The organism is Profundibacterium mesophilum KAUST100406-0324 (assembly GCF_009835145.1).
Lineage (GTDB): Bacteria > Pseudomonadota > Alphaproteobacteria > Rhodobacterales > Rhodobacteraceae > Profundibacterium > Profundibacterium mesophilum.
This window is the reverse complement of sequence record NZ_APKE01000009.1, coordinates 13,839-30,974: the sequence shown is the minus strand read 5'-3', so window position 1 is coordinate 30,974 and position 17,136 is coordinate 13,839. Positions and strand designations below refer to the sequence as shown.

The following is a 17,136-nucleotide window of genomic DNA, read 5'->3' as shown; positions in this document are numbered from 1 at the left end:
CCGCTCATGCAAAGGGGTTGACGATGCGAAGCTGGCCTTCCACCAGCTGGCCATCTTGCATGTCCTCGCTCCACAGCGTGGTACACCCCGCAACCCAAGCGCTGGCCACGATCATCGCGTCGTAGATCGAGAAGCCGTAGCGTTCCGCCAAAGCGCGGCCGACGTCATGGGTCTGCACGGTGAGATCTTCGACGGGACACAAGGCGCGCACGCCTTCGAGAAAGGCCGCTGCTTCCTCCCAACCGAGGCCAGCCTTGCGGCGGCAGTTCACCAGTGACTCGTTTAGAACCTGAACGCTGATCCGGGGCCCCTGCCCCAGGATGACCTCGGCGCGATCGGCCTTTGGGCCGTCGTCGAGCAGGTAAAGAACGACATTCGTGTCCGCGAACTCAGCGCTCATGTGCGTCGTCGCGGCTCAGACGTTCTGCTGCGGACAACTTGCCCCGGAAGCGGCGCAGGCCGGTAAGTACCTCATCCGCACGAGCAAGGCGACGGACTCTGACCCGACCGTCGTCCTTGACCAGGTCGATCTGATCACCCTCCTTGAGACCAAGCTCTCGGACGAGCTCCGCGGGCAAACGGACGGCCAGCGAGTTACCCCATTTTGCGACCTGCATCGTGACCTCCCATGTGGATATACGTCTTATAATGTATATCCGAAGGGTTCCGAAGACAAGGCTGCCGCAAACCCTAGCTACTCTTGTGCATGACGCAGCGACTGACACCAAATCTAGAAAGAGCTTGCACGAATCTGATAGCTCGGGCAATAGTCTCGATAAATAACGCGCGATCACATAAAAAACGCGCCCACGAATCGAGGCAGAGATGAGCGAAGCTGAGCAGGACCTGGACATTGCCATCGGGCACTACGCAGAGCTTCTTGCGTCCAATCTTCATGCGCAACGTGCTGCCCACTTCCCTCCCGACGCCAAAAAAGTCATGCGCAGCCTGACCAGCGGCGAGGCGGCCGAGTTGCTTGGCGTCGATCATACCTACCTTCGCAAGCTTCATCGAGAAGGAAAGATCGCTGACGTCGAAACCACTGCGGGCAGCCACCGGCGATATACCCTCGATGATATCTGGGAGATTCGCCACGCCCTTGAGGCAAACGCGAAGAAGCCTGGAACTTACGTTCCGGGACGTCGTGCCGGTGACGAGCTTCAGATTGTTTCTGTTGTGAACTTCAAGGGCGGGTCCGGGAAAACGACAACATCCGCTCACCTTGCACAGCGCCTGGCTCTCAAGGGATACCGTGTCCTTGCGATCGATCTGGACCCCCAAGCATCCCTTTCCGCGCTGCATGGCATCCAGCCTGAGCTGGACCTGATGGAGGGTGGCACGCTGTATGATGCGGTTCGCTACGATGAACCGGTCCCGATCTCGGAGGTGATCCGCAAGACCTACATCCGTGGTCTTGATCTGATTCCCGGGAACCTCGAGCTCATGGAATTCGAACATGAGACACCGGCAGCCATTCAGCGTGGCGGCGCCCGCGCATTCTTTGCCCGTGTGCGCGACGCGCTCGACAGTGTCGAAGCGGACTATGACGTCGTCGTCATCGACTGTCCGCCGCAGCTTGGTTTTTTAACCATGTCCGCCCTTTCAGCATCTTCAGGGGTGCTTGTTACCGTTCACCCGCAAATGCTCGATCTGATGTCCATGTCGCAGTTTCTGCGAATGACCGCTGATCTGCTTGGCGTCATCCGGGATGCTGGCGCAAACCTTCGCTTCGACTGGCTGCGCTTTCTGCCGACCCGCTACAAGGTGGGTGATGCCCCGCAGACCGAGGTCATTGCTTTCATCCGGGGTCTGTTCGGCAGGTCAGTCCTGACCAACCACATGGTTGAGTCGACTGCGATCTCTGATGCAGGGCTGACGAAGCAGACGCTCTACGAGGCCGACAAGAAGGACTTCACGCGTCAGACTTTCGATCGTGCAATCGAATCCATGAACGCCGTCAACGACGAGATCGCGGCGATCATCCAGAACACGTGGGGACGCAATGGCAAGAAAGCCTAAACTGGGACTGCCACTGCAGACCCTGCGCAACGCGCCCGACGCTCTTGAGGGGCGCAGGCTGCGCGGCGGCGTTTTCGAAATCGAGCCTGACCAAATCGAAACCACAGGTCGGCTCGATGACCGGCTGCAGATCGAGACTGAAGGCCTCAAGGCGTCAATTTCCAAGAACGGACAGCGAGTACCAATCCTCGTCCGGCCGCTTGAGGGTGATCGCTACAGCCTGATCTATGGCCGTCGTCGACTCGAAGCTTGTAGAGAACTTGGGATCAAGGTCCGCGCCATTGTCACAGAGATGGAGGGCGATCAGGCACTTCGTGATCAGCTGTTGGAGAACCAGGAGCGGCGGGATCTAAGCTTCATCGAACGAGCGCTTGTTGCCGCAGCCTTGCTCGACGGTGACCATCTGAGCGCATCCGAACGCACCAACAAGGGTGTCGCCGAGGTTCTCAATCTGACCGAGGCAGGAGTGTCGCAGCTGTTAAGCGTGGTCCGCACCGTTGGGGAGGACCTGGTCCTCGCCATCGGTGCCGCTCCGGGCATTGGTCGGCCCAGGTGGGAAGAGCTCAAGAAGTTGCTGGGGGCTACGGATGCCGATCGCGAACTGCTTGCAGCTTTGGCGGGTGAGGCCAAGACATCCTACCAAGGCGGTATTGACGAGAAATCCGATCATGCATTTTTGGCCGTCCTTTCTGCTGCAGGGAAGCCCGAACAGACCACATCCTCGTCTCGCCCTCGCGGGCGGCCCGGCACGGTGATTCCGGGGGTCGGTGCCGCCACTGTCACGACCGGACGTCGTGGAAAGCAACTCAAGCTCGAGTTGAAGGCTGAGGAGAGCGATTTTGTCAGCTGGCTTGAGGGCAACGCCCCGCAGCTGATCGCCGAGCTTCACGAGCGCTGGAAGCGTTCGGAAGACTGAGGAAGAGCAACAATCAAAAAGGAGGCACGAGACAGGCAGAAAAGAAAAAGGCCCCGAGAAGCAAGCTTCACGAGACCTTTCTTAGGTTTCGCACGGGACCAGCCCGCTACAAAACTTCAGTTTTCGCACTTCTGAATGTAGCGATCTGGCCCCTTTCCCGCAAGCGCAAAGCGATTCGCGGGCCAGGGAAATTTTGCCTTCGTGAATGACATCATGGATTACACACCGATTTCGCCGTTTATGCGGCCGATCTCGCACGCCCATCTGCGCGTGGTCGAGCGTCCCGAGGCGTCTGTTCCCGGCAAGCCCGTCAACAAGTGGGAGCTCCTCCGCGAGCTGTCCAAGGCACAGGCCGCCTTTGGGGTTTCCGAGCGCGATCTGACCGTTCTTCAGGGACTTCTCAGCTTCTTTCCGGACGATGCACTCGGCGGCAACGCCGAAATGGTCGTCTTCCCATCCAACAAGGCGATCTGCGAGCGGCTGAACGGCATGCCTTGCTCGACGATGCGCCGTCACCTCGCCCGGTTGGTAGAGGCAGGCTTGCTCATGCGGCGCGATAGCCCCAATGGGAAGCGGTATGTGCGCAAGCGTGGTGAAGATCGCGTGGCCTTCGGCTTTGATCTCTCCCCGCTCTATTGCCGGGCCGAGGAAATTGCACGGGCTGCAGAGGCTGTGCGTGAGGCCGAGGACCGTGTGCGGCGACTGAGGGAGGTAGTGAGCCTTATGCGTCGCGACTTGGCCGCTCTGGCGGAGTTCGGCGAAGAGATCCAGCCCGGGCTTGGCCTATGGGACCAGCTCCGCGACAAAGCAGCCCTCACCGCCCGTGCTCTTCGCCGCAAACTCTCGCTTGAGGATCTGTCGGCATTTCGGACTGAACTGGAGACCCTTCTTGACCAGGCGCGTAATGTGATTGACGGTCCTGAAACAGAAGAAATGAACACCAATGATGCCCAATTTGAGCGTCACCATCATAATTCAAATAAAGAATCTATAGATCTTGAACCTGCCTTAGAAAAAGGCGGGGCGGCGGACGGCGCGCCTGATGATGATACGGGTGAGCCCGTGGCTGACCTTGAAGAGCCTGACACGAGGCGGGTGCCGAAAATCCCACTCCACCTGGTAATCACCGGCTGCCCGTCGCTCAAGACTTTCTATCAGGGCGACATTCGACACTGGCACCAACTTTTCGACGCGGCTTGTCATGTACGGCCGGCCATGGGGATCAGTGTTTCCGCTTGGGAAGAAGCGCAACGCTTCATGGGACCAGAGCAAGCCTCGATCGTCGTTGTGGCCATGTTGGAACGTTTCTCCGACATCAGATCACCGGGTGGATACTTGCGGGCGCTGACGTCCAAGGCCGCGGCGGGCGAATTCTCTTGCGGTCCGATGGTCATGGCTTTGATCGGTCGGCGAAGTGCGGCTTAACAGCTGTTAAGTTTCAACGCCGCGGTGCTCAGTTGGCATGACTTAACAGCTGTTAAGTCGCCTCTTGGCAACCATACGATCATCGAGAGGGAAAGGGGTGTTGGTTTGAGGGTGACGGGAAGTGAGATCGGGAGAGTGGCTTCCGACGCCCGTCGTGGAGAAGATCTGATGACGAAAGCTGTCCAGAAAATCATCCTGTCCCCTTCGCGGGATATCCCTTTCGACAAGCTGGTGCTGAGCCAGTCGAATGTGCGGCGCATCAAGGCTGGCGTGTCCGTCGAGGAACTCGCCGAAGACATCGCCCGCCGCGGTCTGTTGCAGAGCCTGAGCGTGCGCCCCGTCTTGGCTGACGATGGGACCGAGACCGGCAAGTTCGAGATCCCGGCCGGTGGACGGCGGTTCCAGGCATTGTCTCTGCTGGTGAAGCAGAAGCGTTTGACAAAGACCACACCCATTCCCTGCATCGTGCGCGATGCTGTGTCCGACATCCTGGCCGAGGACGATTCCCTTGCAGAAAACATGCAGCGCGTTGCCCTGCACCCGCTCGATCAATTCCGCGCGTTTGTGGCGCTGCGGGACAAGGGCCAGAGCGACGCAGAGATTGCTGCGGCCTTCTTCGTGACGCCGCAGATCGTGAAGCAGCGCCTCAAACTTGCCTCCGTCGCCCCTGCCCTGCTTGAGGTCTACGCCGAGGATGGCATGACGCTGGAGCAGCTCATGGCCTTCACCGTGAACCCCGATCACGCGCGTCAGGTTCAGGTCTGGGATGTGATCCATTCATCCTGGAACAAGGAGCCATTCCAGATCCGGCGCATGCTGACCGAGACCTCGGTCCGGGCGTCAGACCGGCGTGCGGTCTTTGTGGGTGTTGAGGCCTATGAAGCGGCGGGCGGCACGATGTTGCACGACCTGTTCCAAGGCGATGACGGTGGCTGGCTCGAGGACCCTGCCCTGCTCGATCGGCTGGTGACGGAAAAACTTCAGGCCGAGGCTGAGGCGGTTGCCGTTGAGGGCTGGAAGTGGTCGAGGTCGCGCTCGACCTGCCCTACGGCTACAGCCACGGCCTTCGGTCTCTGTCGGGTGATCCGGCACCGATGACGGATGACGAAGGTGTAGCTCATGCCAAGCTGCTTGCCCAGTATCGGGCGCTGGAAGAGGAATACGCGGATCAGGATGACATCCCCTACGAGATCGACACGCGGCTTAGCGTGTTGGAAACGGAGATGGAAAAGATCGAGACCCGGCCGTTGATCTTCGATCCCTTGGAAATCGGGCGGGCAGGGGCGTTCGTCACGCTCGACCGCTACGGCGCGCTGGCAGTTTATCGCGGCTATGTGCGCCCAGAGGATGAGCCCGTTGAGGAGACCGCGGTCCAGGATGGCGCTGATCCTGCGGTGGCGGGGCAGGGGGCTGATCGTGATCTCACCGATAGCCATGCCAGTGCCGCTCATGGCGGAACCGTCATCATGTCGGGTGGCCAGCCGATCGGAGCTGACTTGCCGGAGGATGAGGATGACGAAGCGCTGAAGCCACTGCCCGAGCGGTTGGTTATGGAGTTGACGGCCCATCGGACGCTGGCGCTGCGTGAAGCGATCGGGCGCTCGCCGGATGTCGCGCTGACGCTGCTGCTCCTGAAGCTGGTGACGGACACCTTCCGCACCTCCTCTGCTTCGGGCAGCTGTCTCGAAGCCTCGGTGCGTCACGTCTATATGTCAGCGCAAGCGCCCGATCTGAAGGACAGCGTGGTCGCCAAGCTGGTCGACGAGCGTCATGCGCCGGAACGATCTCGTGGCGCTGGACGATGAGGACCATGCCGAAGGGCAGGGGGCGGATGCCGAAGCGGCTGACAGCGTCAGTGAAGCTGACCTTCCTGCATTTCTGACGGATGACCTGCCTGCTGAAGGTGCGTCGATGCTGGCCGCGGAATAACGTGATCCAGCGGGGGGCGGAGATTCCGCCCCCAATCACCCTATAGTGTAACAATATCAATGGGATGAGTGCGATTACTCGCATTCAGAATGAAGAATCATGTCTACAACAACCATCATCGACACCGCACCCCTCGGGGCGCTGCGACGTGAGACTTCAAGGCCAATGCTCCCGATCTTTCACATGGGCATTTGGAGCATCTGTTGGCAATCTGACGGATGCCTGAAATCCAGAAGTTTCACCGGGACGTGGTGACTGGAGCAAGAGAGAGGTTTCGATCCGTTCTGCGATGGCTGCAACGATAGCGAGGCCAAGCCCGCTACCATCAGTGTTTGCATCTGCCCTCTCGAAGCGCCCTGTCAGGCGTTTGAGTGTTTCGGTTGCTACCGCGGGGCCCTCGTTTGCCACGATCAACTGCCCCTCGCTCGTGAGTGTAACCGCGACTGGGGCATTCTGCGCCCCGTGGCGTAGGGCGTTTTCCACCAGATTCCGGCACAGAATTCCCAATGCGTCGGGGTCGATATCAGACAAGACAGGCGTGTCCGGCAAGTTCAACATAAGGCGCCCGTTCTCTGTGCTGCGCGCAATATCTTCCACCACGACCCGAGTGATGGTTCTGACATCAGCGCTCTGGTCCATCCGAAGTCTACCGCCTTCCGCCCGCGCAAGCTGCAGGAGACGCTCGGACAGCCGAGTGAGACGCTTGAGCGTCGCCTCGATCTCGGCGGCGCGCGCTTCGATGGTCGGATCTTTGGTCTCTGATCGCAGTCGCTGCGCCTGGGCGATAGCGCCCGCCAACGGTGTCCTTAGTTCATGAGCTGCATTGGCTGCAAAACTTCGCTCAGCCTCGAACGCGTCGCGCAACCGAGCCAAAAGGTTGTTCAAGGTTGCGGCCAGCGGTCCGATTTCCGTCGGCAGGTCGGCCGCGGGTACTTCTGACAGGTCGCGCACGCCGCGCGCTTCAAGCCGCGTACGGAACCGATGGAGAGGGGCGAGACTAAAGCGCACAGCGAGAATAATCGACGCGAGCGCCAACGGCAGCACGACCACCAGCGGCAGGCCGAGGCCCATCTGGATTTCCCGAGCAACCGATGCGCGATGCGCCAACGGTTCGGCCACGGTGATGCTGATCGTCCCCTGGAGTGCGGCGTCGCTGTAGAGGCGATGTGTGGCGTTCTGCCCAAATCCCGGCCCATCGTATGGAGGGAACACGGCAGGGTCCGCCGCATGGGATTGCAGCAGGATGCGTCCCTCGGCATCGCGTACGATGTAGGTGAAGAACTCGTCATGCTCCCGGATCGGCGCGAGGCGCTGCGTCACACCCTGATCTTCTCGCCCGACGATGTCGGTCACGGCCAGCGGCAGGATGCGCTCGGCGGTTTCGCGTAGGGCGCTGTCGAAGACCTCATCCATCTCGCCCCGAACGATCACCGCGGTAACCGTGGCGGCGGCGAGCCAGAGGATCGTCAGCACAAGGCCGAGTGACAAGCCGAGCCGTACCTGAAGGCTGGATGGCCACATCATGGCTTGCCCAGCCGGTAACCCATGCCGCGCTCGGTCTCGATGATGGCGCTCCCCAGTTTCTTGCGCAGGCGGCTCACGTGCACCTCGATGGTGTTGCTCTCGACCTCGGCGTCGAAAGCGTAGAGCTTCTCCTCCAACTGCGCCTTGGACAGGAGCTGCCCGGGACGCGCCAGGAAGGCCTCGAAGAGCGCCCATTCCCGCGCCGTCAGCGGCACATGTCCGCCATCCCGATGGACGCTGCGCGCGGCAAGGTCGATGTCGAGCGGTCCGTGGGTCAGGATCGGGTTGGGGTTGCCGCTGTAGCGCCGCGCGACCGATCCGATCCGTGCCGACAGTTCCGACAGGTCGAAGGGCTTCACAAGATAGTCGTCAGCGCCCGCATTGAGGCCTTCGATCCTATCGGAGACCTGGTCGAGCGCCGTCAGGATGATGACCGGCGTCACGTCTCCACGCGTCCTGAGGCCCTTGAGGAACCCGATACCACGTCCGTCTGGTAGCATGAGGTCGAGCAGGAGCAGGTCGTAGGAGGTTGCGCTCATCGCGTCTGCCGCCGCGTCTAGCCGCGTGACCCAGTCTACTGACTGGCCATCAGATGCGATCTGGTCGCGCACGGCAGCGCCAAGAGTCGTGTCGTCCTCGATCAGCAATATGCGCATGGTCGTACCCGTCCTTTCCTGATGTCCCTCCATGATCCGTCTGGCTGACACGAAGCTGAAGCTTGTGGGTCGAGCCCCTTCAGGCTGCCGTCAGCTTCGCGGCGCATGAATGGCATCAAGAGGCGAGCCACTAGGAGTGTGCCCCATGAAGAAGACATTGACAATTATCGGCTTTCTCGCGGTCTTCCCGGCCGGCGCGGCGCTGGCTGACGACGACTGCTTCGTCCCGATGGCTGATTGGCAGCCGCACGATGCGGTTGCCCGTCTTGCCGAGGAAAATGGCTGGGCGGTTCGCCGCATCAAGATCGACGATGGCTGCTACGAAATTGACGGCCGGGATGCCCAGGGGCGTGCGATCGAGGTGACGGTCCACCCGGCCACGCTGGAAGTAATCGAGTTCGAGTTTGAGGACGACGATGATGATCGTCGCGACCGCGATCACGAGAGACACGACGATGACTGATAAGGCGCATCGTGATGGTAATGTCTCCGCGCCGGGCTTTCCCCCACTCCCTCGGCTTTCCCTCAACTCTACTCTGGCTCTGACGGGCCCGGTGCTGGTGGCGCTGCCATGCCTGCTGGCGGCTCTGCTCGGGTTGAACACCTATGCGCCTTATGGTGCGGACGCAGCATTTGGTATTGCCGTCGGGGCCGCGGCGGTTGTCGCGATGGCGCAGACCTTGATCCTCGCCGCACGGCCCCCACTGGTGGAACAATTGTTCGGCGGTCTCGATCGCATGTACCGGGTGCACAAATGGCTCGGCATTTCCGCAATGGTCCTCATGATCCTGCACCAACAGATAGAGCCGGATTTCGAGCGTTTGGTGCGTGAAACCTCCCTAGGGGAACTGGGTGAAGAGGCGGGCGAACTTGCCTTCAACGCACTTCTCGCCCTAGTCGCTGTCAGCTGGTTCCGGAGATTGCCCTTCATCGGGCTCGAGATTCCCTATCAGCTCTGGCGGTTCAGCCATCGTTTCATGGGAGCCCTTTTTGCAATCGTGGTGTTTCACCAGTTTTTTGTCGACATGCCTGCTGGGGTAGACCCGACATTCATGTTGGTGCTGAATGCTTTCGGCATCGCCGGAGTGGTCGCCTGGATCTTCACCGAGTTGCTCGCTCCGCACCTACGGCGTAGAGACTTCACCGTCAGCCAGATCAGACAGACCGGTGACACGACCACCTTGACCCTCCGCCCCGAGGGGCGGGCCATGCGGTGGCGGCCGGGGCAATTCGCCTTCTTCCGCGCGCCAGAGGCGGGACTGTCCGAGCCGCACCCCTTCACGATCGCCAGCGCCCCGCGCCCTGACGGCACCCTGACGTTCTCCATCCGGGGCTTGGGTGGCTGGACACGAAGCCTGCCCGCCATCTTGCGGACCGGAACGCGTGTGCAGGTCGAAGGGCCATATGGACGGTTCAATTTCCGCAAGGGCGGTGCGCGCCAAATATGGCTTGCCGGCGGCATCGGTATCACGCCGTTCCTCGCCTGGGCGGAAAGCCTGACAGAGGCGGAGAGTCGCGACATTCACCTCATCTACTGCGTTCCGACACAAGATGAAGCGATTGGCGTAGAGACGCTGCGCGCTGCGGTTGCCCGCAACCCGAGGTTCAGTTTCGAGGTGGTCGTTACGACGCGCGATGGCAGGCTCACGGCTGAGCGGCTGATCAGCGCCACCCCTTTCGCAGTCCGGCAAGCCGATCTGTGGTTCTGTGGCCCAACCGGCCTGAAGGACGGGGTCCTCAAGGGCTTGAAAGCGCAAGGTCAAACGCCTCGCCGTGTCCGTTTCGAGCAGTTCGAATTCGCCTGACCGCGGGGCAGGGCGCATAGCCATGCCAGCCCTGTAGCCTGCGCTCGCATCTTTTTGGCCCCGCCCTCATCGGCGGGGCCATTTTCCTGACGGCAAGCTGAAGCGGGAATCGCCGACGCGTCAGGAAGGCCTCAGGTCCTGTCTCCAGATTGTCCTCAGCAGATGATAAGGAGACCCTGCCATGAAGAAGACCCTGACCGCCTTCGCCCTGATCGCCCTGTTGCCCGCTGGCGCCGCCCTGGCCGACGACGACGAGTGCCGCGTGCCCCGTGACCAGTGGCAGCCGCGCGAGGCCGCGATGCAGCTGGCTGAGCAAAACGGCTGGACCGTGCGCGACTTCGAGATCGACGATGGCTGCTACGAGATCGAGGGCCGAGATCAGGATGGCCGGGAGATCGAGGTGAAGCTCGATCCGGCGACGTTGCAGATCGTCGAGATGGATTACGAGGATGAGGACGACGACCGTGGCGGCGCCCGCAATCCCGCGCCCGCAGGCACGGTCGCCCCGCCGCAGAACGGCCTCTTCGGGAACGGCGCCCCTCCGCAGGTTCAGGTGAACTGAACCGCTCTCGAGCCCCTCTCCGAACAAGGATCAAACCGATGAAATCGCTTCTCGCAACGCTCGCGCTGACCACGGCGCTGACGCTTCCCGGCCTCGCCATGGCGCGGCCGGTGACCCTGACCACGACCCTCAACAATTACGGCGGCGACGGGGCCTATCTCGCGCTCTACGTCACCGACGCCTCCGGCGCCTATGTCGGCAGCTTGTGGATGGCTGGCGGCAAGTCCAAGTACTACGAGCATCTAAGCGACTGGTACCGCGCCACCGGCGGCGACACCGCTCAGGTCAACGGCATCACCGGCGCCAGCGTCGGCGCGGGCCGCACGCTCGAGATCACGCTCGACCTGGCCGACGCGCTCTTCGATGCCGGCTACACGCTCCACATCGATGCGGCCGTCGAGGACATGCGCGACAGTCCGAACGAGGTGGCGGTGCCGCTCACGACCGATGGCGCGGGCACGCCGGTGACCGGACGCCGGTACGTCGCCAGCTTCACCTACGACATGTGAGGGGCAGGGCCATGATCCGTGCACTCCATCGCTGGCCGGGTCTTCTGGCCCTCGCGCTCGTCACGATCCTGAGCCTGAGCGGCGCTGCGCTCTCGGTCTTTCCGGCAGTCGAGCGCATCACCGCGCCGCAAGTGGAGACTGGCCTGACAGTCGCCACCCTCGCGGACCGCATCCAGGCCGTCTATCCGGGCGTCGAGCAGATCCGGCGGTCGCCCTCCGGTCGGATCACCGCCTATTGGTTCGATCAGGGCGCGCCGGGTGCTGCCGTGATCGACCCGGCGACGGGCGCGGGCGTTGCCTCGGCCGACCCGAACCAGGCCCTTCGCGGGCTCACCAACTTTCATCGCTCGCTCTTCCTCGGGGATGGCGGGCGCATCACCATGGCCGCGGGGGCCGCGGCGATGCTGGTCCTCTCGCTCTCGGGTGCTGCGCTGGTCGCGCGACGGGCGGGCGGATGGCGGCACTGGTTCGCGTCCTTGCGCGGTCCGTTCGCGGGCAGGCTGCATGTCGAGATCGCTCGGATCGCCGTCATCGGCCTCGTTCTGTCCTCCACCACCGCCCTCTGGATGACAGCCTCCACCTTCGATCTTCTGCCGGACGGTGGCGTCCTGCCGACTGATCCCACCGACGTGAGCGGAGAGATTGGGTTCGCTCTCGATCAGATGGCCACGCTGCTGCAGACGCCCGTTGCCGAGCTGCGCGAACTGAGCTTTCCCTATCCCGGCGATGCGACGGACGTGTTCACACTGAAGACCGACCGGGGCACCGGCTATCTTGACCAGGGAACCGGCGCGCTCGTGGCATGGGCCGACCTGACCGGGTGGGAGCGCGTCTCGGAAACCATTTACATGCTGCACACGGGGCAGGGGGCCGCGACGCTCGGCCTTGTGCTCGGGATGATGGCGCTCGGAGTGCCGGCGATGGGCGTGACCGGCGTCTTGATCTGGCTTGCCGGGCGGCGCGGGCGGCCGCGCATCCGGGGCAACCAGCCCGCGGGCCGTGCCGAGACGATCATTCTTGTCGGCAGCGAGGGTGGCAGCACCTGGGGCTTCGCCGCGACCCTGCATGCCGCGCTGACGGCAGCGGGGCAGGGCGTCCATGTTGGCCCGATGTCGGGCTTCGCGCCAGAGCGCTACGCCCGTGCCGAGCGCATCATCCTTCTCGCCGCGACCTATGGCGATGGTGCCGCGCCGGCTTCGGCGAAGGGCTTTCTCGACCGGCTGAACGCCACAGACCGAGCGCCCGACTTTCCGATTGCCGTTCTCGGCTTCGGCGACCGTAGCTTTCCGGCCTATTGCGCTTTCGCCAAGGACGTCACGGCAGCGGCAAAGGCGAAAGGTTGGCCCGAGCTTCTGCCGCTCGACACGATCGACCGGCAATCGCCGCAGGATTTCGCGCGCTGGGGCCGCGCGCTTGGCGAGATGCTTGGCATACCCCTTGACCTTGCGCACCAACCCGTCTTGCCGCGCACCGAACAATTGACCCTCGTCTCGCGGCGCAACTACGGGGCTGAGATGCAGGCGGGGGCCGCGATCCTGCGCTTTGCCCTGCCGCGCGCAACACTATGGCAGCGGCTGACGGGCGCGGGCTTCGCCCGGTTCCGGGCAGGCGACCTGATCGGCGTCCTGCCGCAGGGCAGCCCCGTGCCGCGGCTTTATTCGCTGGCCTCGGGTCAGGCCGACGGGTTCGTCGAAATCGTGGTGCGCAAGCATCCGGGCGGCCTTGCCTCGGGCCAGCTGACATCGCTGGAACCGGGCGATACCGTCACGGCTTTCCTGCGGCGCAATCCCGGCTTTCACGCCGGTCGCGGTCGCACCCCGCTGATCCTGATCGGGGCGGGCACCGGTGTCGGGCCGCTGGCGGGCTTCATCCGCAGCAATGCGCGGCACAGGCCCGTGCACCTGTTTTTCGGGATGCGGCATGCGGACAGCGATTTCTTCTATGGCGAAGAGATGCCCGGCTGGCAGGCTGAGGGGCGGTTGACCCGGCTTGTCACCGCCGTCTCGCGCGGCGCGCGGCGCAGTTATGTGCAGGACGCCTTGCGCGCCGACGCGGCGCAGGTGGCCCGGCTTATCTGCGACGGGGCGCGTGTGATGGTCTGCGGCGGGCGCGACATGGCCACGGGCGTGAGCGATGCGTTGGCCGAGATCCTCGCACCTGCCGGGCTTACGCCCGCAGTCCTAAAGGCAGAGGGGCGGTATGTCGAAGATGTCTACTGAGCGCGCGCGCATCGCCCTGAACGGCCCCACCATGGGCACGCGCTGGTCGGCGCTGTTCTTCGCGGATCGGGGCCGCGACACGGATGCAATCCGTGCCGCCCTTCAGGCGGCTGTCGACGAGGTGGACAAGCAGATGTCGACGTGGAACGCGGAGAGCGCGCTCATGCGGATCAATGCGGCGCCGGTGGACGATTGGGTGGTGGTGCCGGAGCAACTGCGGGCGGTCCTGCGCCTCGGGCTCGAGATCGGGCGCGCCTCGGGCGGGGCCTTCGATATCGGCATGGGCGATGCGGTGACGGCCTGGGGTTTCGGGCCCGGGGCCGCCGCGCCCGAGGGTATCCGCGCCGTGATGGACGCCCCCCGCCGCCCGGCGCAGGAGGTGCTGGAGATCGAGGGGATGCAGTTGCGCAAGACCGCGCCCATTGCGCTGGATCTGAACGGCATCGCCAAGGGCTATGCCGTCGACCGGCTCGCCGAGACCTTGCGCGATCATGGGATTGCCGACGCCCTTGTCGGCATCGACGGTGAGATGCGTGCCATGGGCCTGCGCCCCGATGGCGAGGCATGGATCATCGCGGTAGAAGCGCCGGACCCTGATCGCCGGACGCCGCATTCGGTTCTGGCGCTGCAGGACGCCGCCGTGGCGACCTCCGGTGACTACCGCCATTGGGTCGAGGTTCAGGGGCGCCGCCTGTCGCATACCATGGATCCGAGACGTGGCGCGCCGCTGATCGCCTCACCGGCCTCCGTCACCGTGGTGGCCCGCACCTGTGCCGAGGCCGATGCTTGGGCGACGGCGCTCATGGTGCTCGGTGCGGAGAGGGGTGCGGACCTCGCGAGACAACGTGGACTCGACGCCCTGTTTCTTCTGCGCGATGATGAAGGCAATGCAATGGGCGTGGGAGTCGGGCGTCTTTTTTCCGAAGAACCAGCGGCAATCGCCTCAGCCGGGGGAAGATGAGCCGCATGGAACAGACCCGTACCGATCGCTTCAAGACCGCACTCCTGCTGATGGCCGCAACCGGGCTGATCGTGGGACTCGCATTCTACCTTGCGGGCCAACCAGAGATCGCGACCCTGATCTGGATTGCAGGAGTTGTTCCCGCGCTGGCAGCGCTTGTGGTCGAAATCGTCCGGAGCATTGGGCGCGGCGAGGTGGGCCTCGATATCGTTGCCGCGCTGTCGATGTCGGCGGCGCTTGTCTTCGGCGAGACCTTGGCTGCGGCTGTCGTCGCAGTCATGTATTCTGGAGGCACTTTCCTCGAAGCCTTCGCTGAGGGCCGTGCACGTCGTTCGATGAAGGATCTTTTATCCCGCGTACCCCGGACCGCGACGCGGCACCGGAACGGCGGTCTTGAGGATGTGCCTCTCGAGGAGATCGCACCGGGCGATCGCCTGCTGATCCGGCAGGGTGATGTCGTTCCCGTGGACGGCACGGTGGCGTCCGACACCGCCTTCCTCGACACCGCGGCGCTGACGGGTGAGTCCCTGCCAGTCCGGCTGGCGCGCGGGGCCGACGCCATGAGCGGATCGACCAACGCGGGCGAGGCCTTCGACCTGACGGCGACGCGCGAGGCCAAGGACAGCACCTATGCCGGGATCGTTCGTCTAGTGGAGGAAGCGCAGGCGTCCAAAGCGCCGATGTCCCGGCTGGCCGACCGCTGGTCGCTGGGCTTTCTGGTCGTCACCGTCAGTATCGCCTTCGCGGCCTGGTGGATCACAGGCGATCCGATCCGCGCGGTCGCCGTGCTGGTGGTCGCCACGCCCTGTCCGCTGATCCTTGCCGTGCCGGTCGCACTGGTCGCGGGTCTCTCGCGTGCGGCGCATTTTGGCGTTTTGATCAAGGGCGCAGGGCCGCTCGAGACAATGGCGCGCATCCGAACGCTGATCCTCGACAAGACGGGGACGCTGACAGATGGCCGTCCGCAGATCATCTCGATCGACAGCCACGATGGCATGACCGAGGACGACATCCTCCGCCTTGCCGCCGCGCTCGATCAGGCATCGAAACACCCTGTGGCGCAGGCCATCGTCGCTGCCGCAAAGGCGCGGGCCTTCACACTGCCCGTTCCGACAGAAGTGGCTGAGATCCCGGGCGAAGGGGTCTTGGGTCGTGTGGAGGACCGCGAGGTGATCGTCGGCGGCGACGGCTTCGTGGCGTCCCGTGTCGGGCGGATGGTGGGCGATCACCCCGCCAAGGGCGCCGGATCGGTCCTTGTCGCAGTGGCAGTTGACGGTCACATGGCCGGGCACCTCGTCATGTCCGACCCGCTGCGCGAGGGAGCGGGTGCCATGCTGGACGGTCTGCGCCGTCAAGGGATCGCGCGCATCCTTCTGGCTACTGGCGACCGCGCGGACGTGGCCGAGCGCGTGACCGAGGGGCTGGGCCTCGACGGGCTGCGGGCCGGTCTGACGCCGGATCAAAAGGTGTTACTGGTGCTTTCCGAGCATAAACACGGGCCGGTGATGATGGTGGGTGATGGTGTCAACGACGCGCCCGCCCTGGCCGCAGCCGATGTAGGCGTGGCAATGGGGGCACGGGGCGCCGCGGCCTCGGCCGAGGCCGCCGACGTGGTGCTGCTCGTCGACCGGATCGACCGGCTGGGGCCCGGCATCGAGATCGCGCGGGCCTCGCGGCGGATAGCGGTCGAAAGCATTGTCGCCGGGATCGGCCTGTCTGTCATGGGCATGATCGCGGCCGCTTTCGGCTACCTCACGCCGGTCCAGGGCGCGCTCCTGCAAGAAGTGATCGACGTTGCCGTGATCCTGAACGCCCTGCGCGCGCTGCGCATCGCGCCGCAGGAGCCAGCTACGGGCAAACCACAGGCCATCACGTCAGAGCAAGGTGACATCGTTCAAGGAGCCACGCCATGAGCCGTCTATCACATTCTGAAATCCATATCGTGCATCGCATCGGCTGGTTGCGGGCCGCCGTTCTCGGAGCCAACGATGGTCTTGTCTCGACCGCGAGCCTCGTCGTCGGCGTCGCGGCCGCAGGCTCCGGCAAGCCCGAGGTCATGATCGCCGGGCTGGCCGGGCTTATGGCTGGTGCGATGTCGATGGCGGCGGGGGAGTATGTCTCGGTCAGCTCGCAAACTGACGCCGAACAGGCGGACCTCGCCCGAGAGAGCCGTGAACTCGAGGAAACGCCCGAGGCCGAGCTCGAGGAACTAACCCTGATTTATGTTGAAAGGGGGCTGGACGGCGACCTGGCGAAAAAGGTTGCCGTGCAACTGACTGAACGCGACGCGCTCGGATCGCATGCGCGCGACGAGCTCGGCATTTCGGAAACCTTTACCGCCCGCCCTATCCAGGCGGCTCTGGTGTCCGCACTGACCTTCGCCGTTGGGGCGGTGCTGCCCCTGATCGTCGTGCTGCTGGTCTCGGAGGCGCAGATCGCTCCCCTGGTGGCGGGATCGACGATCCTTGGCCTTGCGGTTCTTGGCGGATTGGGCGCTTCGGCCGGCGGCGCAGGCGTCGTCCGTGGGGCCACGCGGGTCACGCTATGGGGAGCGCTTGCAATGGCGGCGACAGCCGGGGTCGGTGCGCTGTTCGGGGTCGCCGTAGGCTAG

At 63.7% G+C, this 17,136-nt stretch carries 16 protein-coding genes and 1 pseudogene; 13 read left to right on the top strand and 4 right to left on the bottom strand.

Annotated elements, in window-relative coordinates; all coding sequences use genetic code 11:
- Nucleotides 1-4: 4 nt before the first annotated feature.
- Together PMES_RS02955 and PMES_RS02950 are read right to left on the bottom strand one after the other, a co-directional pair.
- Complete coding sequence (locus PMES_RS02955) at nucleotides 5-400, bottom strand: PIN domain-containing protein (protein ID WP_159964036.1); 396 nt, start codon at nucleotides 398-400, stop codon at nucleotides 5-7.
- A complete protein-coding gene (locus PMES_RS02950) occupies nucleotides 390-617 on the bottom strand; it encodes an AbrB/MazE/SpoVT family DNA-binding domain-containing protein (protein WP_009503866.1) in 228 nt (75 codons plus the stop codon). The genes PMES_RS02955 and PMES_RS02950 overlap by 11 nt, the downstream gene beginning before the upstream one ends.
- Nucleotides 618-825: 208 nt before the next feature.
- On the opposite strand from PMES_RS02950, the gene repA reads away from it, so the two are divergent.
- From repA to PMES_RS16980, 5 genes and pseudogenes are all read left to right on the top strand, one after another.
- Nucleotides 826-2,019 (top strand): plasmid partitioning protein RepA, encoded by a 1,194-nt coding sequence (gene repA, locus PMES_RS02945; protein ID WP_150297037.1) that lies wholly within the window; start codon nucleotides 826-828, stop codon nucleotides 2,017-2,019.
- Nucleotides 2,003-2,935 carry a plasmid partitioning protein RepB gene (gene repB / locus PMES_RS02940; protein ID WP_043872231.1) on the top strand — a complete coding sequence of 311 codons (933 nt, stop codon included), beginning with the start codon at nucleotides 2,003-2,005 and terminating at the stop codon, nucleotides 2,933-2,935. The genes repA and repB overlap by 17 nt, the downstream gene beginning before the upstream one ends.
- 213 nt (nucleotides 2,936-3,148) lie before the next feature.
- Complete coding sequence (repC, locus tag PMES_RS02935) at nucleotides 3,149-4,360, top strand: plasmid replication protein RepC (protein WP_159964040.1); 1,212 nt, start codon at nucleotides 3,149-3,151, stop codon at nucleotides 4,358-4,360.
- Between the two features lie 168 nt (nucleotides 4,361-4,528).
- Nucleotides 4,529-6,135 (top strand): annotated as a pseudogene (locus PMES_RS02930) (ParB/RepB/Spo0J family partition protein); the annotation flags it as partial.
- Between the two features lie 13 nt (nucleotides 6,136-6,148).
- A complete protein-coding gene (locus PMES_RS16980; RefSeq protein WP_244512628.1) occupies nucleotides 6,149-6,289 on the top strand; it encodes a hypothetical protein in 141 nt (46 codons plus the stop codon).
- 156 nt (nucleotides 6,290-6,445) lie between these two features.
- Here PMES_RS16980 and PMES_RS02925 read toward each other — a convergent pair whose 3' ends face one another.
- Both PMES_RS02925 and PMES_RS02920 read right to left on the bottom strand, forming a co-directional pair.
- Complete coding sequence (locus PMES_RS02925) at nucleotides 6,446-7,813, bottom strand: ATP-binding protein (RefSeq protein WP_159964035.1); 1,368 nt, start codon at nucleotides 7,811-7,813, stop codon at nucleotides 6,446-6,448.
- Nucleotides 7,810-8,469, bottom strand: a complete 660-nt coding sequence (locus PMES_RS02920) for a response regulator transcription factor (protein WP_159964034.1) — start codon at nucleotides 8,467-8,469, stop codon at nucleotides 7,810-7,812. The genes PMES_RS02925 and PMES_RS02920 overlap by 4 nt, the downstream gene beginning before the upstream one ends.
- A 145-nt stretch (nucleotides 8,470-8,614) precedes the next feature.
- Between PMES_RS02920 and PMES_RS02915 the strand changes: the two genes are divergently transcribed.
- The 8 genes from PMES_RS02915 (at nucleotide 8,615) to PMES_RS02880 (ending at nucleotide 17,136) form a co-directional block, all read left to right on the top strand.
- The gene (locus PMES_RS02915; protein ID WP_159964033.1) at nucleotides 8,615-8,932 is read left to right on the top strand and encodes a PepSY domain-containing protein; all 318 of its coding nucleotides are present in this window, start codon (nucleotides 8,615-8,617) and stop codon (nucleotides 8,930-8,932) included.
- The gene (locus tag PMES_RS02910; protein ID WP_159964032.1) at nucleotides 8,889-10,274 is read left to right on the top strand and encodes a ferredoxin reductase family protein; all 1,386 of its coding nucleotides are present in this window, start codon (nucleotides 8,889-8,891) and stop codon (nucleotides 10,272-10,274) included. Before PMES_RS02915 ends, PMES_RS02910 begins: the two co-directional genes overlap by 44 nt.
- A 181-nt stretch (nucleotides 10,275-10,455) precedes the next feature.
- On the top strand, nucleotides 10,456-10,836 hold the full coding sequence (locus PMES_RS02905) for a PepSY domain-containing protein (RefSeq protein ID WP_159964031.1): 381 nt from the start codon (nucleotides 10,456-10,458) through the stop codon (nucleotides 10,834-10,836).
- Between the two features lie 38 nt (nucleotides 10,837-10,874).
- Entirely contained in the window at nucleotides 10,875-11,345 is a 471-nt protein-coding gene (locus PMES_RS02900; RefSeq protein WP_159964030.1) for a DUF2271 domain-containing protein, read from the top strand.
- Between the two features lie 11 nt (nucleotides 11,346-11,356).
- Complete coding sequence (locus PMES_RS02895) at nucleotides 11,357-13,564, top strand: PepSY domain-containing protein (protein ID WP_159964029.1); 2,208 nt, start codon at nucleotides 11,357-11,359, stop codon at nucleotides 13,562-13,564.
- On the top strand, nucleotides 13,545-14,525 hold the full coding sequence (locus PMES_RS02890) for an FAD:protein FMN transferase (protein WP_159964028.1): 981 nt from the start codon (nucleotides 13,545-13,547) through the stop codon (nucleotides 14,523-14,525). Before PMES_RS02895 ends, PMES_RS02890 begins: the two co-directional genes overlap by 20 nt.
- A 5-nt stretch (nucleotides 14,526-14,530) precedes the next feature.
- A complete protein-coding gene (locus PMES_RS02885; protein WP_159964027.1) occupies nucleotides 14,531-16,438 on the top strand; it encodes a heavy metal translocating P-type ATPase in 1,908 nt (635 codons plus the stop codon).
- Nucleotides 16,435-17,136 (top strand): VIT1/CCC1 transporter family protein, encoded by a 702-nt coding sequence (locus PMES_RS02880; RefSeq protein WP_159964026.1) that lies wholly within the window; start codon nucleotides 16,435-16,437, stop codon nucleotides 17,134-17,136. Before PMES_RS02885 ends, PMES_RS02880 begins: the two co-directional genes overlap by 4 nt.